The sequence below is a fragment of the Acinetobacter sp. YH01020 genome (assembly GCF_013420275.1).
Lineage (GTDB): Bacteria > Pseudomonadota > Gammaproteobacteria > Pseudomonadales > Moraxellaceae > Acinetobacter > Acinetobacter amyesii.
In genome coordinates this window covers 57,988-69,463 of the sequence record NZ_VOYN01000017.1, presented here as the reverse complement: position 1 = coordinate 69,463, position 11,476 = coordinate 57,988, and the positions used below count along the sequence as shown (strand labels likewise).

The window sequence follows — 11,476 nt, the reverse complement described above, 5'->3', positions numbered from 1 at the left end:
AAGCAAGTCAAGCTGCTGCATATGTAGGTTTGGTTCCAGTACATCAGTTGTCTGGCAGTTCAGTCAACAAGCAAAGTCACTTATCAAAAGCAGGTGACAGTAAAATACGCTCAGTATTGTATATGTCGGCATTAACAGCGATTAAATATAATCCACACATTGAAGCTTTATATCAACGATTATTAAGCCAGGGTAAAAATAAAATGTGTGCTTTAGGTGCTGCAATGCGCAAGCTTATACATCTGTGTTATGGCGTTTTAAAACATCAGACTGCCTATCAAAGAGATTATTTATTGGTCGAATAATCTCAAAACCTGATTGACTACCAAGACGGTATCTCAGGTGCTTTTATTGGACTCCTTATCTTTGAAATTTTTATTCATCTTTTGATTTTTGGTTATTTAAATTTTGGAAAAATTGCATTTTTACTTTGCGCATCTATTCCTCTTTATGCCCCTTTTATGTTGACTATATTTCTTCCCTTCAATGAACCATACAGATTACTTAAAACTATTTTATACAGCTTACCACTTCAGATTTTTGCTTTATTTGGCTTCGGCATTTTTTACTTCATCGAATTCTATCCTCAAATATCATTCATTATATTGACATCCATAACCAATTGTTTTATTTTACTTTTATTAAGATATGCAGTGTTTTTATATCGAGTCAGTGCAGGGACTGAAAATACCTATCTCACCGCTTTTTATAATCAATATTTACAAGAAAAAGCACGTCAAAAAATGTTGGATGAACAATATGAGCGTTTAAATCCTTACAATAAAACGAGCGAATCAAGTCAGTCTTCTTCCTCTAGTTACAGCTCTTCATCGTCAAGCAGCACTTCTTCATCAGGAAGCAGCTCAAGTAGTTGTTCCTCATCTTCCTCACGAGATTCAGGAGGCAGCTCAGGCGGCGGCGCATCGGGTTCATGGTAATACCTAAAACGACGTGACGATTAAAGATTAATTTTTTAAAATCCAATCACTCAAAGCCAAAGCCTAAAAATTTTGGCTTTTTAATCACTCATTTTTTTCCCTCACATAATAAATCACCCCTGCCCGATCATCCGAAAAATAAAAAGATTTTTCATCGATCTTATAAATATCAGCAGGTCGCCCAAGCACCGTTTTCCCGACTAAAAAGCCATCCATAAAGGTTTCAAGTTTTTGTCCTTTACGCATAATTGCAATTTGATAGCCATGACCAATGCCATCGTCCGTAGAACCATGCAAGGCCACTAAAAATGCATTTTTAATGGTGGCATCAGTATGAAGGTCATCAAAATAATCAAAACCTAATGCAGAGGAGTGTGAAGGAAAATAAGCATAGGGCGATGGAACATTTTTACAGCCAGATGCACGTTTAAATTTAGCATCCGCCAAGACTTTGCCCTGCCATGAATAACATGCGGGCCAGCCATAATCGACATCTCGCTTTAACGCATAAAAAGTTTCATCTGGCTTTTTACTTCCCAAATGATCAGAACCTTGATTGGTCGCAAATAGAAATCTACCGATCCATTTTAGACCAACAGCATTACGCAAACCTGTCGCATAAATTCGTTGCTCTGAACCATCAGGATTCATCTCGATGACTGAGGCTCGCACTTTTTCTTTTTCTACACAGGCGTTACAACTCGAGCCGACAGATACATAAACTTTTCCATTTCCACCGATAGCAATCGTCCGTGTCAGGTGCCAACCGCCGTATTTATAACTCAAACCATAATCTGGAAATGTCGTTAAAACTTCAGCCTTACTCGAAGGCTGAGTTTCTCCTCTACTAAATTTTTGCCGTGTCAGTTGATGCGTTTCCGCAAAATAGAGCCAATCCTGTCCTTGAGCATCGGTATAAAACTGAACTGAATTTGGATTTCTCAAACCGGTCAGATAAGGAATGATTTTGCCAAATTTACCGGTGTCAGCATTCCAATCATCCAATATATACACAGTACCTTTTTTATTATCTGTTAGATCATGCATATCCGTGACAAACATTCTGCGATCAGGCGCTTGCGAAAAAAAGCGTACCCGTTTGAGACCTTCAGCAGCAGGAATGATCTCGAAATTTGTAGGTAAATTTAAAGAAAACTGCTTGCCATTTTTTAAATGGATTGGATGAGGTACAAGCTTGGGTTGTTGAGCCCAACTGGTCATTGAACAAACGAAACTAAGGATCAAGATGGCACTTATTTTTATCATATTTAAATACATCTCAATGAATCATGTATATCTGTATTCATCATAGATGCCTTGTATCTATTTTATTCAATTTATATTTTTAGAAAATATTATATTTTTGAAAATTAAAGTTTTTTTAAATCACATACGCTGTTGCAGTACACAACAAACAAAAATAAGGAGGAACTTTATTCCCCCTCACGTCTTCGTTTTTAAATCATGATTTTAATCAAAATCCATGAAATAACTTATTCATATCTTTGCATACATATTCTTTAAAATGATAGGCGCGCGCATGTTTAGCATCAAATTTAGCTTCCAAATCGCCTTTTTTGAAAATATAAACACGATCCTCTTTACTGACTAAAAACTCTGCACCCAGTTTCATCAAAAGCGCATCAATTTTATCTTCATCTGCAATCGATTCATCTGCATTAATTTTATCGTAATTGCGTTTAATGCCTTTAATAAACATCGCGCTGCCTCAGAGAAAATAACAATGCGCGATTAAATCAGAGTCCTGCTTTTTTGCAAAGGCTTTTGATGCAATAAAGTCATGGCATTTAAAGTGCTAACGGCAATCAACATTATTTTATAAAAACGCTTTAAATCACAATTCCTCACTTTACATTTACGTAAATCTACCTATGATGTAAAAACCGACAAAAATAACCACCAAAACACATAAACGGAATTATGTGCATGATTTACAAAAGGTTTTAAGATGAAAAAAATCCTACTTGCAAGCATTTTGGCAATGAGCACTCAATTCGCTTTTGCTGAAACTAAAACAGATGCCGTCGATCCTGAATTTGCTAAAGTGGAAGCCATGGTCAAGGCCAAAGATATGAATGGCGCCTACCAAACACTGAGCAAGCTTGCAGCAAAAGGTAATGCTCAGGCCATTTATAATTTGGGCTATCTTACTCAAACAGGTCAAGGCGTAGCGAAGGATGAGAAAAAAGCCATCCAACTCTATGAACAGGCTGCAGCCAAAGGTTACCCAGTTGCTAACTATGTTTTAGGTAAAAATTATGCAACGGGCACACTGGGCTTAAAACAAGACACCAATAAGGCCAAACAATATTTAGAACGCGCATCTTCGGCTGGTTTTGATGATGCCTCCATCGACTATGCCATTTTACTTTTTGCAGAAAATAAACCTGAGTCAGATAAATTGGCGCTCAGTAAACTTGATCCGCTGATTAAAAAAGGCAATTACCCTGCGATTCATGCCAAAGCGCTTTATGACATCAGTGCTGGCTTTAAAGCTAAAAATGAAAAGCCTATTCAGCAAGGTCTGAATAGCATTCAAGAATTAGCAAAAAAAGGCTATGTCCCTGCATTGATGGCGGTGGGCAATATGTTTGTAAATGGCAATATCATCCCGCAAAATTTGCCTGAAGCTAAAAAAATATTTAGCGCTTTAGCCAAAGAAAATATTCCACAAGCCAAAGAATCTTTAGCAACCGTGGATAAAATGATTGCTGAACAAGCCAAAGCGCCAAAAGCCAATGCGAAAAAGAGTTAATTGAGCATTAAAAAAAGCCCTGCACATGCAGGGCTTTTTTCATGGGTTTAAGCAAATCTTGAGCTGATCAAAATCACGCCCACCACAGACTGATTAATACGCCCGTTACGACAAAGCCCAAGATGGTACTCATCAATAAAGGCGTTAAGGTCTTTTCATTTAAGCCATAAACTTGTCCTAGCATAGCAAAAATTGTCGGCATCGGTAATGCGGCAATAATCGTCCCTGCATATAACATCTCTTGGCTGACATCGGTCAAATAGCGTAAGCCCAAATAAGTCAGTAAAGGCATCACCAAGTTGCTTGAAATCACCAAATAGAAGCTCTGAGCATTCACATACTTTAAGCTCATACCGACAATCCCTCCACCAATTGCAAACAGCGCCAGTGGTGAAGCCGTTTGACCTAACATCGCCAGTACATCATTGATTTGATGAGGTAAACGAATTTGGAAAATTGCAAACCCAATTCCTAGCATTACCCCTGCAAAGAGTGGATTTTTTAACAGGGTCATTAAGGTATTTTTGATGATGTCGCCAATATTGGCTTTTTGCTGTGAACTTCCTAATTGCGCAAGGACCAGCACCGTTGGAATCAGTAGCACACTTTCAATAATGACGATTAATGAGGTATAGGTCATCGCATTTTGACCGACCAATAAGCTTAGGACTGCTGTACCAATTAAACCTGTATTTGACATGCCAGCGCCTAGTGACAGTACCGCTGTTTGCGACATTTTATTTTTAAAATGTGTCGACAATAACCAATAGGCCATGCCATACAACAAAAATGTGACTCCGGTATAAACAAAGAAATAGCCGGGATACCAAATTTGATGCAAATCTTTAGAAGCTAATGACTGAAAAAACAAAGCCGGCAGTGCAATTTTAATCACAAATGCACCAATGGTTCCAACTTGTTCTTTGCTCAATAAACTGCATTTTACCGACAGATATCCCAAGGCCAAAAGAAAAAAGATTGGACCAATCACCTCAAAGACCATACGAAATATCCTGTGTAATAGACTCTTCCATCCACACCCTCAACCTGAGAGTGTAGATCGGACCGCTATAAATTTTGATAATTAGAAAGCCGTAAATTGACTTCTTTGTGCATGCGGCTGACAGCGTAAGTACTGCGGAGAAATTTTTAGGTTTTCACCGAGTTCAGCAGCGGCATGCCATGGCCAACGTGGGTCATATTGAATTGCACGAGCAAGACCAATCGCATCTGCCATGCCATATTGTAAGATACCTTCGGCTTGCATTGCTTCGGTAATTAAACCCACAGCAATTACGGGAACCTGAACGGCTTGCTTAATGGCTTCAGCAAAAGGCACTTGATAACTGGCTTGTAATTGAATTTTTTGCGCAACATCTAAGCCGCCACTAGAAACATGAATATAGGCTGTGCCTAGTTGTGCAAGCGCTTTTGACAAGCCAACAGCCGAGTCTAGATCCCAACTCGGTGCTTCAGTATATTCCATCCAGTCAGTTGCAGAAATACGTACCCCAATTGGATAGTCTTCAGGAACGGTATTTTTCATGGCTTGGAACACTTCAAGCGTCAGTCGAATGCGATTTTCCAGACTGCCACCATATTCATCGCTACGCTGATTCGACAATGGCGACATAAATTGATGCAGCAAATAACCATGTGCGGCATGTAGCTCAATTAAGTCAAAGCCTGCATCTACCGCTCGTTTTGCTGAATCGGCAAAGTCTTGAATGATCTGCTGGATTTCTTCTCGGCTTAAAGCATGGGGTGCATGATCTGTGGCATTAAAGGGCAACTCACTTGCTGAAACAGTTTGCCATCCTTGAGGGTGATCTGGGGGTAATTGTCCACGTCCTGCCCAAGGTTTATCTGTCGATGCCTTACGACCCGCATGTGCCAGCTGTATTGCAAAAGGCATAGGTGAAAGTGATTTCACCTTGGCCAATAGTGCCTTCATCTGTGCGCGTTGCATATCATTCCAAAGGCCGAGGTCTGCATAGCTAATGCGCCCCTCTGCCTGTACAGCCGTTGCTTCGACGATACAAAGTCCAGCACCTGACAAGGCATAATTCGCCCATTGTTGCTCATGCCAATAGCTTAACTCCCCTTGCTCATTGGCAGAATATTGACACATGGGTGCAATCACGATTCGATTACTCAGCCCCAATGTTCCAAACTGAATTGGTTGAAATAACAACGCCACATCACTCTCCTTTTAGAAGGCTTTGGTCACACTTAATCCTGCACTCCAATTCAAACCATCCGCGGGTTCAAAGAAGCGTCCATTTCCATCATTGACGATCACTGATCCGACATAGTTCTCATCAAACAAATTATCTGCACGTACATAGGTTTTGACTTTCCAATCTGCTTGTTTCCACACATAACCTGCGTTGGCAGAAACCACGGTATAGCTCGACGCAGCATCACTGTTGGCATCATCGACATAGACTTTATCCATATAGCGAACATCTAGGCCGGCATTAAAGCCAATATCTGGCTGCCAATTCAGTGCGGCAAACGCTTGGTTTTTGGCAATACCCGGAATTTTCGCACCCGATCTAATAGATGACGCTTTAGGTTTCGCTGGATCTGCAGGATTCGGTATTTCTGGAACAAAAGCATCAAATGTGGCATCGATATAACTGTAACTTGCTTGCGCACTTAAATCTCGCCATAGCTGTTTATTCCACGAAAGCTCAACACCTTCACGTAAGGTTTTATCGGCATTTCTATAGGTTGCACGCCCTTCCTCTGTCCCAGCAGAAACGATGTCATCTTGAGTTTTGCTTTGGAACACCGCTGCCGTGAAATTACCCCATGCATTTTGTGATTTAAGCCCAAGCTCATAGTTATCGCTACTGGCTGGTTTTAAATCAAAATTCATGCCGTCATCTTTGGAATAGGCCATTTCTGTAAAGGTCGGTGTTTCAAAACCTTTGGCATAACTGACATAGGCATTTAGTTGAGGCGCAATATTCCAACTTAATGCTGCTGACGGTAAAACTTTGTCATAGTCAGTTTTACCACTATCATCCTTATTTAAACCCACGACATATTTATCATCAGATTCATAATGAACATTGCTATATCGTAGCCCTGTATCTAAAGTCCAATTGGGTAAAAAATTCCACGAAGCTTGGACATAGGGATCTAAATTCCACAAGGTGTTATTTTCATTTCGACGAATATTGCCATTCTTGCCAAAATTTCCATTGGCATCAAAATTTTCATAGCCCTTACGGTCTTCATCCATATAATCAAAGGCAAGGCCTGCAGTAAAACGCGTATTCGGCAAAAGGTCTTTGCCTGTCCAGCGAATATCTGTTCCATAATAATCACGGCTAAAATCAATCACACCACCTGCATGGCGCGCATTATTTTGTGGATTTTTGGGGATGGACTGATACTGCACCACATCACGTTGCCCCATATACACCATTGCATTGAGTTCATGCTGCTCATTCAATGGTTTTTTCCACGTCAACCCAGTTTGAGTTTGGCTAATTTCCTTACGTACATCATAGGTATTATTGGCATCATTAACTTGTTTCGGATTTTGACGCAATTGCTCCCGATTCAGACCTTGTGGATCATCGGCATTGATATCCACATGATTCACAATCCAATTGACCTTAGAACCATCATCCAGATCCCAAGTCAGTTTTGCATTGCTGAGTACCTTATTGGCGGCACTATGATCACGGTAGCCATCGGTTTCAAAATAAGAAGAACTCACAACATAGCTAGGTTCATTGGCCTGTTCTGAGCCACCTTGCAGCACAATATCAGCACGACTTTTATGATGACTGCCGCCTGAATAGCCGAGTTCGATGGAGTCTTTTCCAGTACCTTGCTTGGTCGTTGTTAAAATCGCCCCACCCGAAGAGTTACCATATAAAGAGGAAAATGGCCCGCCCAATACCTCGATATGATTTAAGCTACTCATATCGATATTTGACGTCTGTCCCTGACCATCCGGCATGGTCGCAGGGATTCCATCAACATATAAACGGATACCACGCACACCAAATGTTGAACGTGCGCCAAAGCCTCGCATAGACAGTTGCAAGTCTTGTGCGTAGTTTTCACGGTTATTCAGTTGCAGGCCGGGCACACCTTTTAAGGTTTCGGACAGATTGACGCCAGTATTGTTATTATTTTCAGCCTGCTGTACACGGTATACCGATGCAGGTGTTTTTAACCACGTGGTATTGGTTCGTGGTGCTTCAATGGTAATCTCAGGAAGTAAAACAGGTTCCGTAGAACCTGTTTCTGCATACAGCTGTTGGCTAATACATGCCGTCAGGCAAAGTAAATGTGTCTTAAATGATGTGACGTTAAATTTACTTTGCATAGAGCACCTATTTTGACATTAGAAGATTACCTTAGAGCTTAAACCAATTAGGAAAGCATCATCAACTCGATTTGTTGAGCCTGGGTTAATCACATATTGTAAACTAGGGCGAATCATCAACCATTTCGTCGGGTTATGGCTATAGTTCAACTCGACATTATATTCTGCACTTGCATCAAATTTCTCAGCAGAAAGTCGATCATTGACATGTACACGGTTCACGCCCAAGCCGACCATATCGTTAGGTAAACGATCGGCCAATCCAATGTATTTCAAACCCAACTGCTGTGAGTTATCAACTTTTGTGGTGACACGATCATGCCAAGTAAAATTAGCAAAGCTATGCAAACCACGTTTGCCTTCACCTGTAGACGTTAACTGTTGCTCAATCGCTACCCAACCACCAAAGGTACGATCTTCAGCTTCACCCGAAATAATGTCTTTTTGATTTTTTACATTATCTGCAGTGTTGTACATCGCACCAAAGCGGTAGCTGCCCGGTAAGCCATTGACCAATGATTTTGGTGTCCAAACCAATTCTACGGGAATGGTTACGCCATCAGCATGATCTGTATCTAGACTCCAACCTTGACCTTCTGCTTTGGCATTACCATTGTCAGGGTTAAATTCATAAACACCGACTTGTGCCGCAAGTTCTGGTGTCGCTTGGTATTTCACACGTCCACCCCATTGTGAAACTGGGGTATTCATCCACATAGAACCTTGCCATTTACCCATTTGTGCAGCACAAAAGGCATTGCTGGCAAAATCACACGCCATCACGTTAAAGTCCATACCGACACCAAGACGACCGGCTTTAACACTAATACCTTGTTCTTTAAAATTCTTTTCAATCGATAATTCAGTTAAGCGACTGTCCTGATTACCACGACCAAAATTGGCTTGTGCATTTGCCAATTGAGGAACATCTCCTTGCAAATCACGAACTGAGGTACTTTGACCTTGACGTGCAGTCATTACAGCACGCACAGTCACACCATCCCAACCTGCGAGTTTTTCCATATCAAGCTGTGTACCTAACCACAATTGGCTGGCTACCGTTGCTGAATGTCCCGGATTACGACCGCCATCGGCAAGATAGGCAGCATCAGCAGCAATATTGGCCTCAAACTTCACACCTTGTTGTGCAAGTTCGGTACGTTTACCATCCCAATCCCCGAGCATGTACTGACCTTTAGTGTCGAATGCTTCTGTGGCGTGAACATGTGTCATGGCTGCTGCAACAAATGCAGGTAGAAGAGCTAGACTGTATTTTTTCATGGTAAAACCTAAATCTGGAGAGAGTCTCTAGACAAGCCACAAGGCTTGAAATCTAATGTCACAAAAATTACATAATTTTTCACGTTCTATCTCAGCATTATTTTTATCATTCACCAAACTTTAATTTATTAATAATTGATTTTAAATAAATCTATTGTTATGCAATATTTTTAGTGATTATTTTTCAATATCTTATATATCTATTAATTCAATTGTTTAACTTCTGATCGCTTATTCAAACTCATTATTGTGACTTGTTGGTTTATTATTCTCACAATTAATAATCAATAACCTATTCATACACTCCCTTAGGCCGCGATGAAACTTGCATTATGTAGGGCTAGACCCAATAGTATGCATAACTTGAATGATCCATTGCTTCGACCTTTATGCCTGAATTACCAGAAGTAGAAACCACTAAAACCAGTTTATTGCCATTATTGAATGAAAAGGTTCTCAAAGTTGAGGTTTTTCAGTCGAGCCTGCGTTGGCCTATTCCTGACGACATTCAAAAACTCGTCGGACAAAAGCTGCTTCAGCTCAGCCGTCGATCAAAATATATTTTGGCTGAATTTGAACAGGACAGCATGTTGTGGCATTTGGGCATGTCTGGCAGTTTTCGGATTTGTGAAGGTGATGAAGCATTACGAAAGCATGATCATCTGGTGATTCATTTTGAAGATATGCAATTGCGCTATCACGATCCACGCCGTTTTGGCTGTATTTTATGGTTAGATGCATCGTCTCAAAGCAAACTGATTGACACGCTTGGCCCTGAACCGCTGAGTGATGACTTTAATGCTGAATACTTATTCCAAAAATTTAAAAATAAGCAGACCAGTATCAAAGTATCGATCATGGACAATCATATTGTGGTTGGTGTCGGCAATATCTATGCAACGGAAAGCTTATTTAACTTAGGCATACACCCTGCGCAGCCTGCATCAAGTTTGAGTTTTGAACAAGTTGAAAAAATGGTCATCGAAATCAAACGTATTTTAAAACAGGCAATTGATTTAGGCGGTTCGACGTTACGTGATTACACCAATGCGATGGGCGAAAATGGTTATTTCCAACAAACTCTGCTCGCCTACGGACGTGCCGGTGAAATGTGCATCAACTGTGAAACCATCTTGCACAATATCAAACTAGGGCAACGTGCATCGGTGTTTTGCCCAGAGTGTCAGCCTTTAAAAAAGGTTAAAATGCTGACTAAGAAACCCCTGAAAGGAAATAAAGCATGAAGTCTGCGATTGTTCGCCACATATTAGTCAAAGATAAAGAACTATGTGAGCAACTGAAAAAGAAAATCAAAGGCGGTGCGGACTTTGCCAAAATTGCAAAGCAGCATTCGACATGCCCTTCGGGTAAAAAAGGCGGTGAGCTTGGCGACATTAAAAAAGGCCAACTGGTTGGTCCAATTGATAAGGCGGTATTTACCCTACCCGAACGTGAACTGCATGGTCCGATCAAAAGCCAATTTGGCTGGCATTTATTAGAAATTAAGTTTCGGATGTAACATAGCACCCACATTGAACATGCTATAACGAGTATATCGCGAATATGTGCTTTTCATCTTAAAGCACATAATCCCAGTATTTTTTTCAATCGTTCAGAACATTGGCTGGCGGTTTTCAATCATATAATATAAATCATAGCAACCAGATAACATTGCACTAAATCAATTCTACTTAATAATAAATAAAGGACATTCCATTGGGCTATTACAACTATTTTCGTCTTGGCACTGTCGATACAACAGATTTTACAATCATTCGAGGTGAACGAAAGCATGCACTTATCCAAGCATTATATGATGATCAAGATATGAACCCTCATGGTGAAGTCCAGTTGGCACTAGATTTAGATGGGAATCGTAACGATGAATCAAAATGGTATGATGCGATACAGCAAATTAGCAAATTATCCAAAAATCACCCTTTAGTCTTATTTATATTAGGTCAACAAGCCTGCGCACCCGAATCACCTGAAGAAGCAAATGAAGTATTTACAGGCATTCGAAATGGCATTGTTTTTTCGACATCAGAACCTAAGTTTATGAAAATGACGCCTCAACAAAATTCACAATAAAAAACGGCACTTCAAAGTGCCGTTTTAAATGCTAAA

Annotated in this window: 12 protein-coding genes; 6 read left to right on the top strand and 6 right to left on the bottom strand. The window is 40.4% G+C overall.

The features are described from left to right. A partial coding sequence (locus FTT85_RS08745; RefSeq protein ID WP_180183335.1) for a transposase occupies positions 1-305 on the top strand: 305 nt, incomplete at its 5' end. 348 nt (positions 306-653) lie between these two features. Then, complete coding sequence (locus tag FTT85_RS08740) at positions 654-938, top strand: hypothetical protein (RefSeq protein ID WP_180183334.1); 285 nt, start codon at positions 654-656, stop codon at positions 936-938. A gap of 84 nt (positions 939-1,022) precedes the next feature. Here the strand turns inward: FTT85_RS08740 and FTT85_RS08735 are convergent, their stop codons facing one another. Then, on the bottom strand, positions 1,023-2,204 hold the full coding sequence (locus FTT85_RS08735) for a sorbosone dehydrogenase family protein (RefSeq protein WP_180183333.1): 1,182 nt from the start codon (positions 2,202-2,204) through the stop codon (positions 1,023-1,025). Between the two features lie 208 nt (positions 2,205-2,412). Then, positions 2,413-2,658 carry a hypothetical protein gene (locus FTT85_RS08730; protein ID WP_078191141.1) on the bottom strand — a complete coding sequence of 82 codons (246 nt, stop codon included), beginning with the start codon at positions 2,656-2,658 and terminating at the stop codon, positions 2,413-2,415. 249 nt (positions 2,659-2,907) lie between these two features. Between FTT85_RS08730 and FTT85_RS08725 the strand changes: the two genes are divergently transcribed. Beyond that, positions 2,908-3,714: a tetratricopeptide repeat protein gene (locus FTT85_RS08725; protein ID WP_078191142.1), complete on the top strand. Its 807-nt coding sequence runs from the start codon at positions 2,908-2,910 to the stop codon at positions 3,712-3,714. Positions 3,715-3,787: 73 nt separating this feature from the next. On the opposite strand, the gene FTT85_RS08720 is transcribed toward FTT85_RS08725, so the two are convergent. The 4 genes from FTT85_RS08720 to FTT85_RS08705 all read right to left on the bottom strand — a co-directional run bounded on the left by FTT85_RS08720 (position 3,788) and on the right by FTT85_RS08705 (position 9,349). Beyond that, positions 3,788-4,717 (bottom strand): AEC family transporter, encoded by a 930-nt coding sequence (locus tag FTT85_RS08720; protein WP_111884805.1) that lies wholly within the window; start codon positions 4,715-4,717, stop codon positions 3,788-3,790. Between the two features lie 81 nt (positions 4,718-4,798). Then, positions 4,799-5,914, bottom strand: coding sequence for an NADH:flavin oxidoreductase/NADH oxidase (locus FTT85_RS08715; protein WP_180135987.1), 1,116 nt, complete (start codon positions 5,912-5,914; stop codon positions 4,799-4,801). A gap of 12 nt (positions 5,915-5,926) precedes the next feature. Beyond that, positions 5,927-8,068 carry a TonB-dependent receptor gene (locus tag FTT85_RS08710; RefSeq protein ID WP_180183332.1) on the bottom strand — a complete coding sequence of 714 codons (2,142 nt, stop codon included), beginning with the start codon at positions 8,066-8,068 and terminating at the stop codon, positions 5,927-5,929. 18 nt (positions 8,069-8,086) lie between these two features. Continuing rightward, positions 8,087-9,349, bottom strand: coding sequence for a carbohydrate porin (locus FTT85_RS08705; RefSeq protein WP_180183331.1), 1,263 nt, complete (start codon positions 9,347-9,349; stop codon positions 8,087-8,089). A 389-nt stretch (positions 9,350-9,738) separates the two neighbouring features. Here FTT85_RS08705 and mutM point away from each other — a divergent pair, with 389 nt between their 5' ends. The 3 genes from mutM (at position 9,739) to FTT85_RS08690 (ending at position 11,440) form a co-directional block, all read left to right on the top strand. Further along, the gene (gene mutM, locus FTT85_RS08700) at positions 9,739-10,593 is read left to right on the top strand and encodes a bifunctional DNA-formamidopyrimidine glycosylase/DNA-(apurinic or apyrimidinic site) lyase (protein ID WP_180183330.1); all 855 of its coding nucleotides are present in this window, start codon (positions 9,739-9,741) and stop codon (positions 10,591-10,593) included. Then, positions 10,590-10,868 (top strand): peptidylprolyl isomerase, encoded by a 279-nt coding sequence (locus FTT85_RS08695; protein WP_078192338.1) that lies wholly within the window; start codon positions 10,590-10,592, stop codon positions 10,866-10,868. The genes mutM and FTT85_RS08695 overlap by 4 nt, the downstream gene beginning before the upstream one ends. 197 nt (positions 10,869-11,065) lie before the next feature. Continuing rightward, positions 11,066-11,440 (top strand): hypothetical protein, encoded by a 375-nt coding sequence (locus FTT85_RS08690; RefSeq protein WP_005007840.1) that lies wholly within the window; start codon positions 11,066-11,068, stop codon positions 11,438-11,440. Positions 11,441-11,476: the final 36 nt, after the last annotated feature.

Excerpts from the sequence above, each read along its gene's own strand:
- FTT85_RS08730 (WP_078191141.1), bottom strand. The coding sequence starts at position 2,658 with ATGTTTATTAAAGGCATTAAACGCAATTACGATAAAATTAATGCAGAT.
- FTT85_RS08720 (WP_111884805.1), bottom strand. The coding sequence starts at position 4,717 with ATGGTCTTTGAGGTGATTGGTCCAATCTTTTTTCTTTTGGCCTTGGGA.
- mutM (WP_180183330.1), top strand. The coding sequence starts at position 9,739 with ATGCCTGAATTACCAGAAGTAGAAACCACTAAAACCAGTTTATTGCCA.
- FTT85_RS08695 (WP_078192338.1), top strand. The coding sequence starts at position 10,590 with ATGAAGTCTGCGATTGTTCGCCACATATTAGTCAAAGATAAAGAACTA.
- FTT85_RS08710 (WP_180183332.1), bottom strand. The coding sequence starts at position 8,068 with ATGCAAAGTAAATTTAACGTCACATCATTTAAGACACATTTACTTTGC.
- FTT85_RS08725 (WP_078191142.1), top strand. The coding sequence starts at position 2,908 with ATGAAAAAAATCCTACTTGCAAGCATTTTGGCAATGAGCACTCAATTC.
- FTT85_RS08705 (WP_180183331.1), bottom strand. The coding sequence starts at position 9,349 with ATGAAAAAATACAGTCTAGCTCTTCTACCTGCATTTGTTGCAGCAGCC.
- FTT85_RS08735 (WP_180183333.1), bottom strand. The coding sequence starts at position 2,204 with ATGATAAAAATAAGTGCCATCTTGATCCTTAGTTTCGTTTGTTCAATG.